Origin of the sequence: Zoogloea sp. 1C4 (assembly GCF_009469605.1) — a bacterium.
Lineage (GTDB): Bacteria > Pseudomonadota > Gammaproteobacteria > Burkholderiales > Rhodocyclaceae > Zoogloea > Zoogloea oryzae.
This window is the reverse complement of the sequence record NZ_SSXU01000003.1, coordinates 96,131-116,433: the sequence shown is the minus strand read 5'-3', so window position 1 is coordinate 116,433 and position 20,303 is coordinate 96,131. Positions and strand designations below refer to the sequence as shown.

The following is a 20,303-nucleotide window of genomic DNA, read 5'->3' as shown; positions in this document are numbered from 1 at the left end:
GGACGCGGTCATGGATTTTCAGACGGTTGTATTTTATTTCTTCTCCGCTGTGATGGTTCTGGCGTCGCTCAGAGTCATTACCGCCAGGAACCCGGTGCACGCGGCGCTCTTTCTTGTGCTCGCTTTTTTCAGCGCCGGCGGTATCTGGATGCTCTTGCACGCAGAGTTCCTGGCAATTGCACTGGTGATGGTTTATGTCGGTGCGGTTATGGTTCTCTTCCTGTTCGTCGTGATGATGCTCGACATCAATCTTGAGCGCATCCGGCAGGGGTTCTGGAGCTACTTGCCCGTTGGCGCGCTGGTTGGCGTGTTGATGGTAGTCGAAATGATCATGGTTCTCGGTGGGCGTTATTTTGGTCTGGAAGGAATGCCTGAACCGGGCCCCGCGCCGGCTGGCTACAGCAACACCAAGGAACTCGGGCGTCTGATCTACACAGATTATGTATACCCGTTTGAGCTTGCCTCCATTGTTTTGCTCGTAGCTATGGTGGCCGCAGTGGCGCTGACGCTTCGCAAGAGAAAGAATGTCAAGAAGGTCGATCCTGCGCAGCAGATTTCCGTTAAGCGTGACGATCGGGTTCGCATTTTGTCGATGACTTCGGAAAAGCGTTAAGTCAGCTAGCGATCGTCCAGGAAGGGAAACCAGATGCTTTCGTTGTCTCATTATTTGATATTGGGCGCCATTTTGTTCGCCATCAGTGTGGTCGGTATCTTTCTGAACAGAAAGAACCTGATCGTTCTGCTCATGGCGATCGAGTTGATGTTGCTGGCTGTTAATTTGAATTTCGTAGCGTTCTCTTACTATCTCGGGGATGCCGCGGGGCAGATTTTTGTATTTTTCATCTTGACGGTCGCGGCTGCAGAGTCTGCTATCGGGTTGGCGATTCTGGTTGCTTTGTTCCGGAACCTGCGCACGATTCATGTCGATGATCTGGACAGTCTCAAGGGATAAGGAAGCTTTTCGATGACAGGGATTCAGAAGCTCTATCTGCTCGTACCTCTTGCCCCGCTGTTTGGGGCAATTGTGGCGGGTCTGTTCGGCAAGGCCATTGGGCGTGCAGGTGCCCACACCGTGACGATTCTCGGTGTTGCTGTTGCATTTGTTGCGTCCATCTACATCTACCAGGATGTCGCCGCAGGGAACGTGTTCAACGGGACCCTCTACACTTGGGCTACCTCTGGAGCCCTGAAGCTTGAAGTTGGCTTCCTTGTGGATTCGCTCACTGTGATGATGATGCTCGTCGTCACGTTTGTGTCGCTCATGGTGCACATCTACACCATTGGTTACATGTCCGAGGATCCCGGCTACCAGCGATTCTTCAGCTACATCTCGCTGTTCACGTTTTCGATGCTGATGCTGGTCATGTCTAACAACTTCCTTCAGCTGTTCTTCGGCTGGGAAGCGGTTGGTCTGGTTTCGTATCTGCTTATCGGTTTCTGGTACACGAGGCCGACTGCGATTTTCGCAAACATGAAGGCGTTTCTTGTCAATCGTGTTGGCGACTTCGGTTTCCTGCTCGGTATTGGTCTCGTCGCCGCTTACGCGGGAACGCTGAATTACGCTGAGGTTTTTGCCAAGAGCCCCGAGCTTGTCTCGATGGTCGTCCCGGAAACGGGTTGGCCGCTGATCACTGCCATCTGTATCGGTCTGTTCATTGGTGCAATGGGCAAGTCCGCCCAAGTTCCTCTGCACGTTTGGCTGCCGGATTCGATGGAGGGTCCGACCCCGATTTCTGCACTCATCCATGCGGCAACGATGGTGACCGCTGGCATCTTCATGGTCGCCCGGATGTCCCCGCTGTTCGAACTCTCCGAGACCGCACTGTCGTTCGTTCTTGTGATTGGCGCGACGACTGCGCTGTTCATGGGCTTTCTCGGGATCGTTCAGAACGATATCAAGCGCGTCGTTGCGTATTCGACGCTCTCCCAGCTTGGTTACATGACGGTTGCTCTGGGTGTTTCTGCGTATTCGGCAGCAGTTTTCCATCTGATGACCCACGCCTTCTTCAAGGCGCTGCTGTTCCTCGGTGCCGGTTCCGTGATCATCGGGATGCACCATGATCAGGACATGCGGAACATGGGTGGTCTGTGGAAGTACATGCCTATCACCTGGTTCACGTCACTTGTTGGTTCGCTGGCTCTGATCGGCTTCCCGTTCCTGTCGGGTTTCTACTCCAAGGACACGATCATCGAAGCTGTGGCGCTCTCTCACATTCCGGGGTCTGGCTACGCCTACTTCTGCGTGATTGCTGGTGTGTTCGTTACCGCGTTTTACTCGTTCCGGATGTATTTCCTGGTATTCCACGGCGAGGAGCGCTTCGGTCACGCCCATGACCACGCTGAGCATCACGAGGATGAACACCACGCAGATGCGCACGACGAGCATGACGCCGGTGGGGACGACCACCACCATGGTCTCGCGCCGGGTCAGAAGCCGCATGAGTCTCCGTGGGTCGTCACTTTGCCGTTGGTTCTGCTGGCTATCCCGTCGATGTTGATTGGTTTCTTCACGATCGAGCCCATGCTTTTCGGTGACTTCTTCAAGGGCGTGATCCATTTTGCGGAGCATCACCACGCTATGGCTGAGCTCGGTGAGGAGTTCCATGGTGCCGTTGGTATGGCGCTGCATGGTTTCACCTCGCTGCCGTTCTTCCTCGCGATGAGTGGAGTTGTTGTTGCCTTCGTCTTCTACATGGTTGCGCCTTCAATTCCGGCTGCAATCATGAAGACCTTCAAGCCGATTCATACGCTGCTCGAGAACAAGTACTACTTCGATAAGTTCAATGAAGTTGTTTTCGCAGGTGGCGCTCGTCTCCTCGGTAAGGGGCTCTGGAAGATTGGCGATCAGACGCTGATTGACGGAATGGTGGTAAACGGTTCCGCCAAGGCTGTTGGTCTTATCGCTCAGCTTTCGCGGTTGTTCCAGAGCGGGCACATCTACCAGTACGCGTTTTCGATGATCATCGGGGTGTTTGTGTTGCTGACCTTCTGGTTCAGCCGTGGTTGATCAGAGCCAGTCGTGGTAATGCGTAACTAAGAGATTTAGGACTTTTGCGCTGCAATTGAGTGCTTAGAACGGACAGTTGAGATGACGGGTAATCCTATTCCATTCCTTAGCCTTGCGATCTGGGTCCCGATCGTTGGTGGGTTGCTGACACTTGCGACGGGTTCTGATCGTAATGCCTCGGCCGCGAGGTTCTTGGCGTTGCTTTCTGCCTTGGCAGGTCTGGCGGTAAGCATTCCGCTATACACGTCGTTTGATGTTACGACCAGTGCCATGCAGTTCTTGGAGTCCTACCCATGGATTCCTCGCTTCAACATTAACTACGTTCTAGGGGTGGATGGCATTTCCGTGCTGTTCGTTCTGCTGAACAGTTTCATCACTGTGATTGTTGTTGTGGCTGGCTGGGAAGTGATTCAGGAGAAGGTCGCGCAGTACATGGCAGGTTTCCTGATCATGTCTGGTTTGATCAACGGGATCTTCAGCGCTCTTGATGGTGTGCTGTTCTACGTCTTCTTCGAGGCATCCCTGATTCCGCTGTTCATCATCATCGGCGTATGGGGCGGACCGAATCGTGTTTACGCCGCGATCAAGTTCTTCCTCTACACGCTTGCCGGCTCGCTGTTGATGCTGGTCGCTCTGCTGTACCTCTTCATGGAGTCGGGTGGTAGCTTCAGTATCCTCGACTGGCACCAACTGAAGTTGGGCATGGATGTTCAGTCCCTAGTGTTCTGGGCGTTCCTCGTCTCGTTTGCGGTGAAGGTTCCGATGTTCCCGGTGCACACTTGGCTGCCGGATGCACACGTTGAAGCTCCGACCGGCGGTTCGATCGTGCTGGCTGCGATCGGCCTCAAGCTCGGCGCGTATGGTTTCCTCCGGTTTTCCCTGCCGATTGCACCGGATGCCAGCCATGCCTTTGCGCCGATGATGATTACGCTGTCGTTGATCGCAGTGATCTATATCGGGTTCGTCGCGCTGGTTCAGACCGACATGAAGAAGCTGGTAGCTTATTCGTCGATCTCCCACATGGGTTTCGTGACTCTGGGCTTCTTCATCTTCAATCCGCTTGGTGTCGAAGGTGCGCTGGTTCAGATGATCTCCCACGGTTTTGTGTCGGGCGCCATGTTTGCGTGTATCGGTGTGCTGTATGACCGGATGCACTCCCGCCAGATCGCGGATTACGGCGGCGTTGTGAATGTGATGCCGAAGTTTGCGGCCCTGTTCATGCTGTTCGCCATGGCTAACTCCGGTTTGCCAGCGACCTCCGGTTTCGTCGGCGAGTTCATGGTTGCGCTTGGTGCAGTGCAGTTCAACTTCTGGGTGGGCTTTGCTGCTGCTACGACCCTCATCGTTGGCGCCGCGTATACCCTCTGGATGTACAAGCGCGTGGTGTTCGGCGCCATCAGCAATCACCATGTGGCGGAGCTCACTGACATCAATAATCGAGAGTTTGTGTTCCTTCTCGTCTTAGCTGTTTGCGTCCTCGTGATGGGTATCTATCCCTTCCCCGTCACGGAAGTTATGCATGCGTCGGTCAATGATCTGCTCAAGCACGTTGCTACCAGCAAGCTTTGATCCAAATCGCGAAAGATCCCTTAGGACTGTGGCGTTGATATGAACTTTGTGATTCCCGATTTCTATCCAGCAGCAGCAGAGTTGTTTGTTGTTGCGATGTCGTTTGTTGTTCTCATGGCGGGAACCTTCGCCAAGGACTCCAAGGGCTTGGCGTACTATTTGACGCAGCTGACGCTGATCGGGGCGGGCGCCATTACTCTGTTTTCGATGGACGGTCAGGTTGGATTCACGTTCAGCAACATGTACGTGGACGACTTGATGGGCGATTTCCTCAAGCTGATGCTGTACTTCGCCGTGGCGGTCGTCCTGCTGTACTCCCGTGGGTACATGATCGATCGTCGCATGGAGACGACCGAGTATTACGTCCTGGCGATCTACGCGACCCTCGGCATGATGGTCATGATCGCGGCCAACCATTTCCTGACGCTTTATCTCGGTCTGGAGCTGTTGTCCCTGTCCCTGTATGCGATGGTTGCGCTTCAGCGTGACTCGGCTCGTGCGACTGAAGCAGCGATGAAGTACTTCGTCCTGGGTGCGCTGGCTTCCGGTCTGCTGCTTTACGGCATTTCGATGCTTTACGGTGCCACTGGTACGTTGGAGATCTCCGGCGTTGCACAGGCTGTCTATCATCAGGCGGCCAACAAGAATGTCCTGATGTTCGGTCTGGTGTTTGTCGTGGCTGGTCTGGCGTTCAAGCTGGGTGTCGTTCCGTTCCACATGTGGATCCCGGACGTCTATCACGGCGCGCCCACTTCGGTGACGCTCATGATAGCCTCGGCGCCCAAGCTGGCTGCGTTCGGCATGGCGATGCGCCTGCTGGTAAATGGCCTGTTCGAGCTGGCTGATCAATGGCAGTCGATGCTGATGTTCCTGGGCGTGCTGTCGATCGTTCTGGGTAACCTCGCGGCCATCGCGCAGACGAACATCAAGCGCATGCTCGGTTACTCGGGTATCTCGCACATGGGCTTCATGCTCCTCGGCCTGATGTCCGGCGTTGTGGGTGGTGATCGGCATTTCGCGCTGAACGCGTACAGCTCGTCGATGTTCTATGTTGTTTCGTACGTGCTGATGACCCTGGGTGCCTTTGGTGTCCTGATCCTGCTGTCCCGTGCCGGGTTTGAAGCGGAGAATATCGACGACTTCAAGGGGCTGAACAAGCGGAATTCCTGGTTCGCCGGGGTGATGGCGATGGTCATGTTCTCGATGGCCGGTATTCCGTTCTTCATCGGCTTCTTTGCCAAGTTCTCCGTGCTCCAGGCCGTGGTCGCCGCCCGTTACTACTGGGTTGCCGTGCTTGCGGTGGTGATGTCGCTCATCGGTGCGTTCTACTATCTCCGTGTCGTCAAGGTGATGTTCTTCGACGAACCGGCTGACGCGACCCCGATCAATGCGCCTGCTGACATGCGCGTGCTGCTGTCGATGAATGGTGTTGCCGTTGCGGTGCTCGGGCTCGTGCCGCAGGCGCTCATGTCGCTCTGCGCGTACTCGCTGCTTGGCTCGCTGTAATCTTCGACGTTCGAGATTATCTTGTTCTACGCTGTCTTCTCGGTGCTGGTTGGGCTGGTGAATGCGATCTTCGTCAGTGATCGCTTCTTTGGCCTGGTCAGGCTGGGAGGTGGGGGCAAGGGGCTCGGGGGCCGGTTGCTCGAGTTGGCGGTCATCGCAATTGCGCTGATGTTCGGGTTGCGCCTGCTTGAGGCCAGTTCACATGGCTCGGCGTACAGTCAGGGATGGGAGTTTTACGCGATTACAGGCTGCGTAATGCTGGTGGCAGTATTTCCGGGCTTCGTGTATCGCTATCTCTGGAAACGAAGTGCGGTTTGAACGTTTCACAACAACACCCGGGAACCTCCCGGGTTTTGTTTTCAGGCAGCCGGGTTATCGATTTGGGTCAAGTTTCGCCGCTGGAGCCCGTTGAGAATCTGGCAAGTGGTGGTTCAACCCAGGCCTAGATGCCTCCTGTTAGAATTGAACGAATGTTGTCCGGTTCGTCAGTTCTGGCGAGTTGTCCTGAGTTTCATTCAACAAAGTCCGTAATCGCTCATGATTCAAAAAGCTGAAAATTTTGTGATTGTTGGGAGAACAAGCGACGGCAGGACTTTTCGGCCGAGTGATTGGGCGGACCGGCTGTGCGGGATCATGTCGGTTTTCGGTTCGGATAACCGGATGACTTATTCGCCTTATGTGCGGCCGGCCTGTAATCTGAGGGGTGACAAGACGGTTCTCGTGGATGCGAAGATTCACGACATCGAGCCACTCGCGTATAACTTCCTGCGCAATTTTGCGAAAGACAATGATCTGCAGGTCGAGACGCTGCCAGACAGCTATTTTGATTGATGGATTTTCCGCCGCGCGCTGTGGATGTGGCTTGTGAGGCTGGAATAAAAAAGGTAGTGCGATGTTCGCACTACCTTTTTTATTTTCAGAGGAGGATCTCGACGAGATCGGGATGGCTGAGGAAACCGCGAGGGCTGGCGGTTGCACCATAGGCACCGGACTGGAAGATAACGACGAGGTTGTCGGGGTCGCATTCGGGCAGCGCCATCTTCTCGGCGAGGAGGTCCAGCGGCGTACACAGCGGGCCGACGACGGATACCGGATCGGTGAGCGGCTGGTCCATCCGGTCGCCAATCGTCACCGGGTAATTTTTCCGGATGACCTGGCCGAAATTTCCGGAGGCCGACAGGTGGTGATGCAGGCCGCCATCGGTCACGAGGAAGCAGTGGTTGCGTGAGACCTTCTTGTCGAGAATCCGGCAGACGTAGATGCCGGCCTCGCCGACGAGGTAGCGCCCGAGCTCGATGACGATCTGTGCTTCTGGGAGCCTGATCTTTGCGTCGGCCTGAATCTCCGCAAGGTTGGCAGCGATCCCGCTGAGATCGAGCCGGCGTTCGCCTGGAAAGTAGGGAATGCCGAAGCCGCCACCGAGGTTGAGGAATTTTACGGGCGTTTGCGCGTGCTCCGCGAGCTTCAGCGCCAGCTCGTAGCTCTTGCGCTGGGCCTCGATGATCGCTTCGGCGCGCAGGTTCTGCGAGCCTGCGAAGAGGTGGAAGCCTTCGAAACTGAGTCCGGCGCTGTGGATTTCGTCGAGTGCCTGGGGCGCCTGCTCGGCGTCGATGCCGAACTGCTTGGGGCCGCCGCCCATCTTCATTCCGGAGCTCTTCAGCTCGAAATCCGGATTGACCCGTACCGCCACGCGAACCTGCCAGCCGGTGGCCTGCCGGATTGCGCGGAGTTCGGTGATTTCGCGGAAGGATTCGATGTTGATCAGGATGCCGGCAGCGACCGCCTGGCGGAGCTCCTCGTGGCGCTTTCCCGGGCCAGCGAAGCTGATTTCGTGGGGATCTGCGCCGCTGTCGAGGGCAACCTTCAGCTCGTTGGCAGACGCCACGTCGATCCCGTCCACCAGCCTGGCCATGTGGTCGACGAGGGCGGGCATGGGGTTCGCCTTCATCGCGTAATGGATCTTGATGCCGGCCGGCAGTGCGGCCCGCAGCGCGGCGACACGCTGGGTCAGCAGTTCGCGGTCGTAGGCGTAGAAGGGCGTCTGGCCAACCCGGGCTGCGAGGCGGCGAAGGGGGATGTTGCCGATGATGAGTTCGCCGTCCTTGGATCGGAACTGGTCCATTGGGGCGTGGGTCGGCTTTTCGCGGAGGGTGTCGCTCATGGCGTCGTCGGGCTGCGTTGCAGGAATTCGGTGGAGAGGGATTTCCGGTCGATCTTGCCGTTCGGATTGCGGGGCAGGGGGCCGCTGTGGGCTTCGATGGAGGCGGGCAGCATGTAGGCGGGCATCCGCTGGCGGCATTCGGCCTGAAGCGCTTCTATTGCCAGCGGGCCGTCCTTGCCGGTGGCGATCACGCAGATGGCTTCGCCGAGGCTGGGATGGGGAGCGCCGAAGGCGATGCATTCGCCGACCAGACCGGTGGCGTAGAGGATTTCTTCGACCTCGGTTGGGCTGACCCGGTAGCCCGAGGTTTTAATCATCTCGTCGCGCCGGCCGATGAAATAGAGGAAGCCCTCTTCGTCGCGCCGGACGGTGTCGCCGGAGAACACGGCGATTTCGGGGAGGACGAAGCCCGGCTGGCGCCCCGGGGCCGTGGCGGGGAGTGGCTTGAAGCGTTCGGCGGTCTTTTCGGGGTCGTTCCAGTAGCCCATCGCGACGAGGGCGCCGCGCTGGACGAGTTCGCCGGGCTCGTTGGGGCCGCATTCGCTGCCGTCTTCGCGCAGCACCATGACCTCGGCCCCCGGGATGGCCTTGCCGATGGAATCTGGGCGGATGTCGGCTTGTTCGGGCGGCAGGTAGGTGGCGCGGAAGGCTTCGGTGAGGCCGTACATCAGGAAGGGCTTGGTCTTCGGCAGATGGGCGCGCAGGGCCTTGAGGGTTTCCAGGGGCATCCGCCCGCCGGTGTTGGCGAAGTAGCGCAGATGCTCGGTGATGCCCTCGGGCCACTGGAGCTGGGCCAGCTGGATATAGAGCGGCGGAACCGCGGTGAGGCCGGTGACGCGCTCCTTGACGACGGCCTTCAGTACGTCCTGGGGGAAGAGGTAATTGAGCAGCACCACGCGGGCGCCGCTGTGAAAGGCGGTGGTGAGCTGCGAGAAGCCGGCGTCGAAGGAGAGCGGCAGCGCGGCGAGCAGGGTGTCGTCGGCGTTGTTGCCCAGGTAGCTGGCGACGCTCTTGGCGCCCGCCACCATGTTGCGATGCGAAAGCACGACGCCCTTGGGCTTGCCGGTGCTGCCGGAGGTGTACAGGATTGACAGCAGGTCGGTGTCGATGACCCGATGGCCGCCGCTCGCGCTGGCGATCAGCTCGGCCCAGTCGGTGATGCGCTGGGCGGGGAGGTCGATCGGCTTGGCCAGCGGCTTGGTGAGGACGATATGGCGCAGATCATGGCAGTGGGCCAGGGCTTCGGCGATGAAGGGCAGGCGTTCGGGGGATGTGACCAGCACCCGTGCGTTGCAGTCGCGCAGGATGTGGGCGATCTGCTCGGGCTTCAGGATCGGATTGACCGGGACGAAGGCGCCCCCGGCCCGGGCTGCGCCAAAGCACGCCACGACGGTCTCGAAGCGCTTGTCGAGAAACACGCCGACGCGCTCGCCCCGGTCAAGCCCGAGGCGGACGAGGCCACCGGCAAACCGGCCCACCTGTTCGTCCAGGCCTGCGTAGCTGAGGGTCGATGTGCCGGCGGTGAGGGCCGGGCTGTCTGGGGCACGCTCGGCGGATGCCGTGATGAGTTCGTGCAGAAGCGAGGTGTTGGGCATCGATCTTGAAGCGGTTATGGGGTCTGGCCAGCCGGAATCCTGCGCCAGCCCGGTGAATGCACTGTTTTTGACAGCCCCGGAGGGGTGGCGCACGACGTAGATCACGGTTCAGAATGCGACCTTGTCGCTTATAATGATAAAGGCTTGTGCTTGCAAGGTCGCAAGGCGCGGTATCAGGTTTTGCGGTGGGTTTTTCGGACTGGAGTGACTTTTGGATACGAAGAAGGAAGTGCTGTCGATTCTCGACGAGGTTCTGAGCCTGGGCGGCGCTGCGGCTCAGTTTGATCTCGACACGCCTCTGCTGGGTGCGCTGCCGGATCTGGATTCGATGGCGGTGGTCGGCCTGATCAACTTCATCGAAGAGCATTTCGGTTTTGTGATCGAGGATGACGAAATCGATGGTTCCACCTTCGCTTCCGTGGGCTCTCTGGTCGAGTTCGTGGATGGAAAGCTGGCAGCCCAGGCCTGATCTGCCGGGCTCCGCGTCGAAGACGCCCTGAACCAAAAAACGCCGGGTCAAGCCCGGCGTTTTGTTCTTGGAGCCGCGCAGCGCTCGCCGCACGGATTGGCCCGGATCAGTTGCTGACGCTCTGGCGAAGGCGCTTGAGCTCCGGCACGCACGAGCCGCAGTTGGTGCCGCACTTGGTGCGAGCCTGCAGGCCGTCGAGGGATTCGCCCGCCCGGAAGGCGGCGAGGATGTCGTCTTCGGCCACGTCAAAGCAGTTGCAGATCACCTTGCCGCGGGCTGCCTGGCCGGCAGGCGGCTGGGTGAGCGGGGCGAGCAGCCATTGCCGCACAGCAGCGGCGGAGTGCCCCTGCACCATCATGTCGGCGAGCCAGTCGGCGGCCTTGGTCTCGCCGGCGAGGCGCACCGCGGTGAGTGAATCGCCTTCGACGAGGGCGCGCTTGGCCACGTCCTTCCGGCTGTCCTGGTACGAGAGCACACGGGTTGGGTCGTCGAGGGCGATTTCCCGGTCGAGGGCCTCGATGAGTTCGGGCGACAGTTCTTCACCACGGGCCTTGAGCACGACCACCGGCGAGTTGCGGCCGGAAAGGGTGAGGCTGGCATAGGGGAAGTGTGGCAGCCACTGGCGCAGGCGGTCCATCACCGCCAGCGGATTGGGCTGGAGCTTGCCGTCGGCGTCGGCCTCGCTGCGGCGCATCACCACCAGCGACTTGCCGGCGGTGTACTTTTCCACCTGCACTGCGGCGTGCTTGAGTTCGGGCTGTTTTGAGGTCGGATCGAAGTCGGAGGGCATCAGCACGTTCACGCCCTGGCCGCCCATGGTGTTGCCGCCCCAGTGCATCGGCACGAAGCATTGCCCCGGGCGCACCGTGGCGGATTGCAGCACTTTCAGCACAACATCACCACGCCGGCTCTTCACCTTGACCAGATCGCCATCGGCCAGCCGGCGGCGTTCCATGTCGTCCTGGTGCATGTGCAGCAGGGGTTCGGATTCGTGGCTGTAGAGGCGGGCGACGAGGCCGGTGCGGCTCATGCCGTGCCACTGGTCGCGCAGGCGGCCGGTGTTGAGGTGCAGCGGATAGCGCGCCGACGGGGATTCGGCGGTGATGCGGTGTTCGGTGGCCACGAAGCGCGCGCGGCCAGTCGGCGTGGGATACACGCCGTCTTCGTAGAGCCTCACCTTGCCGGCACTGGCGCCTTCCGGGAAGGGCCACTGCTGCGGGCCGGCCTGCTCCAGCATGGCGTAGCTCATGCCGGTGATGTCGAGGTCGCGGCCTCGGGTGGATTCCCGGTGCTCGTTCCAGATTTCTTCGGGGCTGGCGTAAGGGAACATGCGCTCGGCGAGCGCTCCCTTGCCCAGGCGAGTGCCCAGACGCCGGGCGAAATCCACCACGATCGCCCAATCGTGGCGTGCTTCACCCGGCGCGGACACGGCGGCCCGGACGCGCGTGATGGCGCGTTCCGAGTTGGTGACGGTGCCTTCCTTCTCGCCCCAGGTGGTGGCGGGCAGGAGGAGATCGGCGTAGGCGCAGGTTTCGGTGTGGCCGAAGGCTTCCTGCACGATGACGAATTCGGCGTTCTTCAGGGCTTCGTGGATCAGGGCCTGGTCCGGCATCGACTGGGCCGGGTTGGTGCAGGCGATCCACACGGCCTTCACTTCGCCCGACTTGAGCGCCTTGAAGAGTTCGACGGCGCTCTTGCCCGGCGTGGCGGGCACGCTGTCCACGCCCCATAGGGCGGCGACTTCGGCGCGGTGGGCCGGGTTGGCCATGTCCCGGTGGGCCGAGAGCAGGTTGGCGAGGCCACCCACTTCGCGCCCGCCCATGGCGTTGGGCTGGCCGGTGAGCGAGAACGGTCCGGCGCCCGGACGCCCGATCTGGCCGGTAGCCAGGTGCAGGTTGATGAGCGCCGAGTTGTTATGGGTGCCGAAGGAGAACTGGTTGAGCCCCTGGCAGTACATGGACATCGTCGCCTTCGAGGTGGCGAAGATCTGCGCGGCCTGCTCGATGGCGTTCTTGTCGAGCCCGCAGATCGACGCGGCCATGGCAGGCGTGTATTCGCGAACGATCTTTTTCAGGGCGTCGAAGCCTTCGGTGTGGGCGTCGATGTAGTCGCGGTTCACCCAGCCTTCCCACAGCATCACGTGGAGCATCGCGTTGTAGAGGGCGATGTCGGTGCCGGGGATGAGGGGCAGGTGCAGGTCGGCCGCTTCGGCGGTGTCGGTGAGGCGGGGGTCGATCACCACCAGCTTCATGTCCGGGTTGGCCTTTCGCGCATCCTCGACGCGCCGGAAGGCGATCGGGTGGGCGAAGGCGGTGTTGCTGCCGGAAATGAACAGGGCCTGGGTGTGGCGGATGTCTTCGTAGCTACAGGGCGGCGCGTCGGCGCCCAGGCTCAGCTTGTAGCCGGCCACGGCGCTGGACATGCACAGGCGCGAATTGGTGTCGAGGTTGTTGCTGCCGATGAGGCCCTTCATCAGCTTGTTGAAGACGTAGTAGTCCTCGGTGAGCAACTGACCGGCGCCGTAGATCGCCACGGCGTCGGGGCCGTGCTCGGCGATGATCGCGGCGAATTTATCGGCGGCGGTGTCGAGGGCCTCGTCCCAGCTCACGCGGGCACGGGCGTCGGTGCGGCTGGCGCGCAGCTCGGGGTAGAGGGCGCGGGCGGCGAGGGTTTCGGGTGAGGCCGAAAGATGCAGGGTCGAGCCCTTGGTGCACAGCCGGCCGAAGTTGGCCGGGTGATCCGGGTCGCCCCGGACGCCGGTGATGCGGCCGGCTTCGTGTTCGATGACAACACCGCAGCCGACGCCGCAGTAACAGCAGGTGGATTTCGTTTCGGCCATGAATGCTCCTTTGATGCATGTCACAAGCAAACCATGTGCCATGCCTCGGAGCCTTGTTTTCCGCCCATCCTGGCGGATTCTGGCACCAGGATGGGGAATCGGTGAGCCAGACCGGTGCGTCGCTCAGTTTTCCTTCTTCTTGCCTGCACCAGCTTTGGGCGTGCCGGCTGCTGCTTTCTTCGATCTGGACTTTGCGGCCGTCGGCGCTGCGACGGATCGTGAGGTGGCAGGGGCTGCGGCGGCTCGATTGGGGCTGTGGAGGATGTTGATCAGCGTTTCGAGCTGTTGGGCGCGATCGGCGTCGCCCGGAGTGCCGCGGCACCTGAGCAGCGCGCCGAGGATGCGGATCTGGGCGGTGACGGACTCGAGCTCCCGGGGCGTGACGGTGACGTCCTTCATCGCGTCGCGATAGAGGGCCGCCAGCGTATCGGCTGTGCCTTCCTCCGTGTGCAGCCAGCAGGCAAGCTGGGCATCGGCCGACATGACGGCATCGAAGAAGTCGAAGGTGCGTTCGAAGCGCGCGTGAGCGGCGCCCTGGCAGGCCCGGGATGCGGTCTCGTAGTCGGTCCGGGTGTCGAGCAGGGCGTCCAGTTGCAGTCGGTTGAGATAGTTGTAGGGGTTCCAGTCGGGAGATCCGTCAGGGCTGCCCTCGCAGTGGGCGTAAGCATCACGGGCTTCGGCCAGCAGCGGCGCGACCGCTTCCTTCCAGGGCTTGCCACTGCGGACGAGGACGATGGCCTTGCGTTTGAGCGCGCTGCCGAGGATCGCCAGCCGTTCGGGGTTGCCGCTTGCGCTGCCGGCAGCTGTGGCGTCCGGGCGTTCGGTTGAAAGGGCGATGAGGAAGCGCAGCCGGGTCAGGGCGCTGTCGGCCAGTGCCTGGGCGGCGTCCAGGTTTGCGGGATCGGCGCTGAGGCGTTCGGCTTGCCGGGCCTCCAGGTTGGCGAGTTGTTCGATGGCCGAGAGGGGCACGAGGCCGCGGGATGAATCGTCGCTGATGGCCCGCAACCAGGCCTTGCGGGCCTCGTCGAAGCCATCGCGACCGAACTCGGCATGGAGGCGGGCGAGGGATTGCTGCACCTCCGGCAGGTTGATCCAGCGCTCGGGCACATGGCGCAGGCGGGTCTTGATGCGCTGGGCGATCTGCTTGAAGCCGCTGTCCTTGCCGGCGGACTGGAGCATCTGGCTGGCGTCGGGCAGGCGGGATTCGATGCGCCGCTGCTCGATCCAGTCGATGAGCTCGTTGGGCGCGCGCATGGGGGCATCGTCGCTGGCCGGGTTGCGCCGTACCTTGAGCTGGAAGGCCGGGTCGCCATAGGCCTGATAGGCGCCCCAGGTGTTGTGGTCGGGGAAGGCTTCGAAGGTGGTCGCGCGGGCCACGGTGATGGCCTCGCCGAAGCTGGCGTTGCGCTGGGCCATCTGCTCGAAGAAGGTTTCGATGAAGGTGCGGGCCGCGCCGTCGTGCACCTCCCAGCCGGCGGCCACCACGCAGCGCACGCCCATGTCGATGAGCTCCCGGGCGAGGCTGGCGGCGAGCCGGCTGCTGCCGGTGCCGATCTTGCCCAGGTGGCAGCAGTTGAGGAAGACGAGATCCGGCACGTTTTCCATCTGGCCGATCTCGGCGGCGGTGAGGAGCAGGCCGTTGGAGAGCACCACGCCGCTGCGGCAGGTGCCGTCCGCCGCCCGCTTGCCGTGGATGCCGTGGGCCGAGACCATCAGCAGGCGGTAGGGCCGGGCGTAGAGGCGGGTGAAGACGTCGGCGGCCTGGGCGTCGGGCGGGACGAAGGTCACTTCGTAGCCGACCTCGGAGAGCACCCGCGTGACGGTGCTGCCTTCGGCCGCGGCGCCGGGCAGGGCGTCGAGGCAGTCGGACTCGGGCTGGCCGTCGGCGCCGATGCGGGGCTTCCAGCCGGGGCCGCCAAACTGGGCGTGGAAGCCCTCGGTGGAGGGCTCGGCGATCACGCAGGCGGAGAGGCTGTCGGTGCGCACCACCTGGCGGCGGAAGCGGCTGGTCATGAACTGGCGCACCACGCGGGTGTGCAGCACCATCGGCCGGCCGTCCACCTCGAGCATTTCCCAGGGCAGGTTGGCGGTGGTCTCATCCACCATCAGCAGCAGGTTGTTGGCCTGGCGGGCGGCGGCCTTGAAATCCCGCGGCACCAGGAGCTGGAACAGGGTGGTGCCGAAGCCGGAATCCTTGGCGTAGAGGGTGGGGTTGCGGCTCTTCAGGCGGTCGTCGCAGAGCTTTTCGACGAGGCCCGGCTGGCGGATCTGGACGATGCTCTCGGCGCGGGCCTTGTCGCCCATGTAGATGAACTTGAGCCGGCTGGCGTAGCGGATCGTCGGGGCGCTTTCGAGCCAGAAGGGCGTCGGCAGGCTGCCGTCGCTCACCTTGTCGGCGCAGCCGTAGATGCGCAGCAGCTGGCGCAGGTTTTCGGGCGGGATGGGGGGCTGGAAGCGCGGCGTGGTGGCGTCGGCCGGAAAATCGGTGTCCTCGCGGTCGGCGTCGCACACCACGAGGCGCGGCCAGTAATCCGAGAAGGGCGACACGCTGAGGCGCTGGCGCACGCCTTCGCCGATGAACAGCTCGTCGGCGGTTTCGAGCTGGAAGTTCATCTGCTTGAGCTCGCTCGCGAGGGTCGAGCCCAGCTGGCTTACCGCGTGGGCGGCGGAGATCGCGCTGTCGTGGAAGACCTCGATGAACTGCAGCTCGGACACCAGCGCGCGGCGGGCGTTGGTGTTCTGGGCCGAACCGCCTTCGCCGGTGGCGAAATCCCGGTTGGCCATCAGCACGCCCAGCGCCACGGCCTTCACCGATTCGGCCACGTCGAGCTGCAGGGCCGAATTGGTGCCGATGAGCAGCGAGGCGAGCTTGAGGTGGAGGGTGTCGCCGTCGGGGCTGTCGGTGGTGCTGCCGGCCTGCTCCTCGCCGTAGCGGTCGGCGGCGTGGAGGAGGTAGCGCAGCACGCCGCCGCGCACGGCTTCGCTGACGCCGTCGGCGGTGAGCTTGCCCATCTCGCCCAGGCCCACCACCACCGCGCCGCGGCCGGTGTGGCGCTGGCGCTCGGCCAGGTTGCGGGGCATCAGCACGATGGAGGCGTTGCCGATCTCGCCGGTGTGGATGCCCAGGCGCTGGCGCTGGCTGAGGGCGCCACGGACGAGGTAGCGGTCGATCACCCCTTCGGCGGCGGCGATCGGGTCGCCCCGGTAGTGGCCGCAGAGCACCGGGATATGCACGAAACGCAGGTCCATCGCGGTGACCGAGACCTTCAGGCTGCGGTTGCGGCTGCGCGGCGCCACCGGGCGCAGGCGGCCGCCCAGCAGGCGGGCGGTGGCTTCGGGTTGGGACGGGAAGCCCGCGGGCGGTCCGGCCCGGTATTCCCGCACCACGGCGGCGTCGCCCCCGCGGCTCACCGGCAGGGGGCCGAGCTTGCGCGGGGCGCCCCGCTCGAGGAGGGTCTCGATCTCGTCGAAATAGGCTTCGGTGCTGGTGAGCCCCATGTGGTCGACGGGCATGAGCCACTTGCGGTCGTTGGGCAGGCCCGGCAGGTGGCCCGAGGCCCAGGTGACCGAGCCGTCACCCTCGGGCGTGCCGCGCAGCACGATGCTGCCGCCGCCCTGCTGCTCGACGATCCCGCAGGGGGTGTTGTCGCTCTGGCCGAAGACGTAGGCGATCCGCTCGGGGGCCTTGGCCACCCAGCTGGTGTCGGCGACGGCGTTCCAGAAATCGGCGGCCTGAGTGAGCACCTTGGCCGAAGGCCTGCCGCCCAGCGTGCGACCAAACCAGAAATCGTTGTTGTTGGCAGCGAGGGCTTCCCAGGTTTCCGGGCGGTAGTAGTCGCGCACGGCGGTGTTGCCGGTGTCGAGGAAGCCCGGGGCTGGCAGCAGATGCACTGCGCCGGGAAAACCCGCGACGATGTCGAGGATCTGCTGCATCTTGTGGCGGAAGTCCATCCGCGCCAGCAGGCGGATGGTGTCGGACTGGCCGAGCAGCGTGTCGACGAACAGGTGCGAGCCGTGGTGGGGAGTGCCGAGCATCACCAGCCGGCCCTCGGGCCGCGCGATGATGGCGTCCCACAGGGCCGGCTTGTGGGCGATGGCGGCACGCACCACCAGGCCGCCCATGCTGTGGGCGAGGATGCGTACCGGGGTGTCGGGGTGCTTGTCGAGGAGATCGCTCAGCCGGCCGGCCAGTTGCTCGCCGAGCTTGGCGATGGGCTGGCGCCAGTCGTAGTCGAAGAGTTCGATCTGATGGGTCTTGCCGAGCTGTTTGACGAGCTTGCCGTAGGCCATGCCCACCAGCCCGGCTTCGGCCACCCTGGCCTTGCTGTCGATGGCGATGCGGCTGAGGGCGCCGCGGGCAAGGCCAAGGGGATCGAGCCAGACGCGGTTGCCGTCGGCGTCGAGGTTGCTGCCCATGATGCCGGGCAGGAAGACGAGGATGGGCGCACGGGTGTCGCCGCGGGATTTTGGGGCCGCCGGGGGCGCCACCCGGTCGTCGCGATCGATTTCCGGCTGGGCGCGGGTGGCCCATTCGGGCAATTCGGTGGGTTGGTCGGCAGTCAGCCAGCGGTGCACGGCGGAAGGCAGCGGGCGGCCGTCGGCGGTGGCGGTGTCGTCGCGGAAGTAGCGGAAGTGATTGACGTTCTCGCCCTGGACGAAGATCGCCCGGGCCTGCGCCTGGTAGGCCAGGCCGCCGTACATCGAGGCGGTGTCCACCACCAGGTCGTTGTTGGCTTTATCGAAGAACATCCAGTCGGTGAACATCGTGCCGAGGCGCTTGGCGAGGCCGCCGCCCTCGATGTCGCCGGCGATGATGGCCATGCGGGTGTCGGGGCGATGGGGGACGGACGCCAGCAGCATGCCCATGGCGGCGTCGGGGAGCATGGCTTCGATGCCGGGCAGGAGCCGCGGGTCGAGGCGCCGGTTGGCGATCTCGATGACGATGCGGGTGAGCACCGCGACGCCCTTGTCGGTGGCGGCCTTCGCCTTGGCCCCGGCGATGGGGCCGGAGGCCGCGCCGATGGCAGCGCCGGCCGCCCAGCCACCCGCCTTGCGGATGAGGTTGAGGAGGCCGGAGAGAAAGACTTCCAGATTGTCGGTGAGCAGCGCCGTGCCCCGGGCCGGGCAGGCGACGCGCACGTAGCGGCCGATCTGGAAGCGCTTGGTGCGCAGCAGCTGGATGAGTTCGCCGAGCTTGGCCTGCTCCTGCTCAATGAAGCGCTCCAGATCGGCCTTGGCCGTGGGGTCGAGGCTGTCGTCCTGGCGGGGCGCCGGGCGGTAGTCGCGGATCAGGGCGTTGAGGGTGTCGGCGTTGTCGGGGCTGGCGTCGATGCACAGCAGATCACCGACGAGCCCGCCGCGGGAGTGGGTGACGATGCTGAACTTTGCATTGACCGGTAGCACCCGGGCCAGGGCCAGGGCGTTGTCGATGGGGCTCTCGGAGAAGGTGTGGTGTTCGAACCCGAACAGGCCACCCTCAAACTGGCCCACCAGCTTCTGCCAGCTCTGGCTGCCGGGTAGCTGTCCGAAGCCGCCCAGGGTGTGGGAGCCGGTGCCGTGGATGAAGATCAGGCCGGGGTGCGCCGTGAGCGCCAGGACGGCTGGTGCCTTGTCCGCCAGCGGGGTTTCTGCGTCGATGGCGCCGCCGTCCCAGGTATAGAGGCCCGGGGCCTTGCGGCCGCGAACTTCGATGGCCCACACGATGGCCTTGGCCCCGGCATAGGTGCCACCGGCGACGACGAGGTCTTCGACCACCGTGCCGGTGAGATCCGCGAGCCTGGCGTGGGCGGCCTTGGTGATCGCGTCCTCTTGTACGACGAGGGCGGAGAGCCGGCGCCACACCCATTCGCCGATGCCCCGGCTCCGGGCGTCCCGGGGACGCAGGGCGGTGAGGTCGAGGGTGTTGTCGTCGCCGCGCAGTTCGGGGCGGGTGACGGCCAGGTTGGCGAGGCGTTCGGCCAGCGTGTCGGCGCGGATGAAGACCGTGGTGCCGTCGTCGGCCTCGAGGGCCAGCAGGCGGGTGTCGGGCGGTACGTCCACCTGGCGGCTGTCGTCGCCCCGGGAGCGGGGGCCGATCTCCCAGCTCTCCGCCACGATCACCGTGGACAGCAGCGGGTCGAGGAGGTCGCCGCTGTCGCCCCGGCTGCCCGCCTGGGCAAGGGCTGCGAGGCGTGCCGGCTTGTGGCTGGCGTCGGTTTCGGGGGCGGCAACGAGGCGCAGGGTGGGCAGGGCCGGGGTATTCACAACGGGACTCCAGATCGGGGGCCGATTGGCAAACCGGCCCGCGAACGGCGGGCCGGGGTTGGGTGGGGGTTACGTGAGGCTGGGCTCAGGAAAAGACCTTCCAGGCCTTGGCGGTGCGGCTGCCAAAGAGCTGCGGATCCTGCGGCAGCTGGTTGGTGGGCAGGTAGGTGGGGGTGATGGCCTTGAACCAGTCGGCGTAGCTGGCGTTGGCCGGCAGCGCCGCGAGGGCCTTGAGGGCGTAATAGGTGAAGGCGCCGTTGGGGCGGCCCTTGAAGCTGGTGTCCCAGCTGAACTGGCTGTCCTTGGCGCCGGCCATCAGCAGGTCGCCACCGCTGCGCGACAGGCCGCTGAGGGTGGGCAGGGTGAGGGCCTTGGCGGCGGGGGCCAGGGCGTCGGGTTTCATCCATACGCCAGGCGGCAGGAAGCGGGCGCGGGGCATGCCGGGGTCGAGGTCGCTGTCGTCGCCGCGGGTGACGCTGCCCGAGTGGCAGCTGTCGGAGATCAGCAGCACCCGCACGCCGGGCGCGTGGTTGGTGAAGATCACCGCGATCTCGTCGTCGAGCAGCACCTTGCCCGAGCCGATGTCCCACGGGCACAGGGCTTCGTCGCGGCCGTCGGGTTCGTCGCCGTTCTGGTCGGGCACCCAGGTGCCGTGGCCGGAATAGGTGATGACCACGGTGTCGCCCTTGGCGGCGCCGGAGATGAGGCCGCTCATCGCGCTCACCATGGCCGCCTTGGTAGCCTGGGCGTCGAGCAGCTTGGTGACGGCGAAGCCACGGGCAGCAAGCGCCGCGGCCCAGTCGTTGGCGTCGTTGACGCAGCCGTTGAGGTCGTTCTGGGTGCCGGGATAATCATTGATGCCGATGCACAGTGCCTTCTTGGTCATGGTCGATCTCCTTCCGGGGAATGGGCCG

13 protein-coding genes are annotated in these 20,303 nt (G+C 63.4%); 8 read left to right on the top strand and 5 right to left on the bottom strand.

Going from position 1 to position 20,303, the window contains the following annotated elements:
* Positions 1-10 precede the first annotated feature (10 nt).
* The 7 genes from GH681_RS04925 (at position 11) to GH681_RS04895 (ending at position 6,913) form a co-directional block, all read left to right on the top strand.
* Positions 11-613 carry an NADH-quinone oxidoreductase subunit J gene (locus tag GH681_RS04925; RefSeq protein ID WP_153160318.1) on the top strand — a complete coding sequence of 201 codons (603 nt, stop codon included), beginning with the start codon at positions 11-13 and terminating at the stop codon, positions 611-613.
* Positions 614-646: 33 nt separating this feature from the next.
* Positions 647-952: an NADH-quinone oxidoreductase subunit NuoK gene (nuoK, locus tag GH681_RS04920; RefSeq protein ID WP_141349329.1), complete on the top strand. Its 306-nt coding sequence runs from the start codon at positions 647-649 to the stop codon at positions 950-952.
* 12 nt (positions 953-964) lie between these two features.
* Positions 965-3,007 carry an NADH-quinone oxidoreductase subunit L gene (gene nuoL, locus GH681_RS04915; RefSeq protein WP_153160317.1) on the top strand — a complete coding sequence of 681 codons (2,043 nt, stop codon included), beginning with the start codon at positions 965-967 and terminating at the stop codon, positions 3,005-3,007.
* An 81-nt stretch (positions 3,008-3,088) separates the two neighbouring features.
* On the top strand, positions 3,089-4,576 hold the full coding sequence (locus GH681_RS04910; RefSeq protein ID WP_153160316.1) for an NADH-quinone oxidoreductase subunit M: 1,488 nt from the start codon (positions 3,089-3,091) through the stop codon (positions 4,574-4,576).
* A gap of 39 nt (positions 4,577-4,615) precedes the next feature.
* A complete protein-coding gene (nuoN, locus tag GH681_RS04905) occupies positions 4,616-6,082 on the top strand; it encodes an NADH-quinone oxidoreductase subunit NuoN (protein ID WP_153160315.1) in 1,467 nt (488 codons plus the stop codon).
* Between the two features lie 21 nt (positions 6,083-6,103).
* The gene (locus GH681_RS04900) at positions 6,104-6,400 is read left to right on the top strand and encodes a DUF2818 family protein (protein WP_153160314.1); all 297 of its coding nucleotides are present in this window, start codon (positions 6,104-6,106) and stop codon (positions 6,398-6,400) included.
* A 219-nt stretch (positions 6,401-6,619) separates the two neighbouring features.
* Complete coding sequence (locus tag GH681_RS04895) at positions 6,620-6,913, top strand: DUF3579 domain-containing protein (RefSeq protein ID WP_153160313.1); 294 nt, start codon at positions 6,620-6,622, stop codon at positions 6,911-6,913.
* An 85-nt stretch (positions 6,914-6,998) separates the two neighbouring features.
* On the opposite strand, the gene GH681_RS04890 is transcribed toward GH681_RS04895, so the two are convergent.
* Complete coding sequence (locus GH681_RS04890) at positions 6,999-8,243, bottom strand: pyridoxal-dependent decarboxylase, exosortase A system-associated (protein WP_194271135.1); 1,245 nt, start codon at positions 8,241-8,243, stop codon at positions 6,999-7,001.
* Positions 8,240-9,838: an acyl-CoA ligase (AMP-forming), exosortase A system-associated gene (locus GH681_RS04885; protein WP_153160312.1), complete on the bottom strand. Its 1,599-nt coding sequence runs from the start codon at positions 9,836-9,838 to the stop codon at positions 8,240-8,242. Before GH681_RS04885 ends, GH681_RS04890 begins: the two co-directional genes overlap by 4 nt.
* A gap of 211 nt (positions 9,839-10,049) precedes the next feature.
* Here GH681_RS04885 and GH681_RS04880 point away from each other — a divergent pair, with 211 nt between their 5' ends.
* Positions 10,050-10,307 (top strand): acyl carrier protein, encoded by a 258-nt coding sequence (locus GH681_RS04880; protein WP_153160311.1) that lies wholly within the window; start codon positions 10,050-10,052, stop codon positions 10,305-10,307.
* 106 nt (positions 10,308-10,413) lie between these two features.
* On the opposite strand, the gene GH681_RS04875 is transcribed toward GH681_RS04880, so the two are convergent.
* The 3 genes from GH681_RS04875 to GH681_RS04865 all read right to left on the bottom strand — a co-directional run bounded on the left by GH681_RS04875 (position 10,414) and on the right by GH681_RS04865 (position 20,275).
* Positions 10,414-13,146 carry a nitrate reductase gene (locus GH681_RS04875; RefSeq protein WP_228111782.1) on the bottom strand — a complete coding sequence of 911 codons (2,733 nt, stop codon included), beginning with the start codon at positions 13,144-13,146 and terminating at the stop codon, positions 10,414-10,416.
* 123 nt (positions 13,147-13,269) lie between these two features.
* Positions 13,270-19,389, bottom strand: a complete 6,120-nt coding sequence (locus tag GH681_RS04870) for a CHAT domain-containing protein (protein ID WP_153160309.1) — start codon at positions 19,387-19,389, stop codon at positions 13,270-13,272.
* 85 nt (positions 19,390-19,474) lie between these two features.
* A complete protein-coding gene (locus tag GH681_RS04865; RefSeq protein WP_153160308.1) occupies positions 19,475-20,275 on the bottom strand; it encodes a caspase family protein in 801 nt (266 codons plus the stop codon).
* Positions 20,276-20,303: the final 28 nt, after the last annotated feature.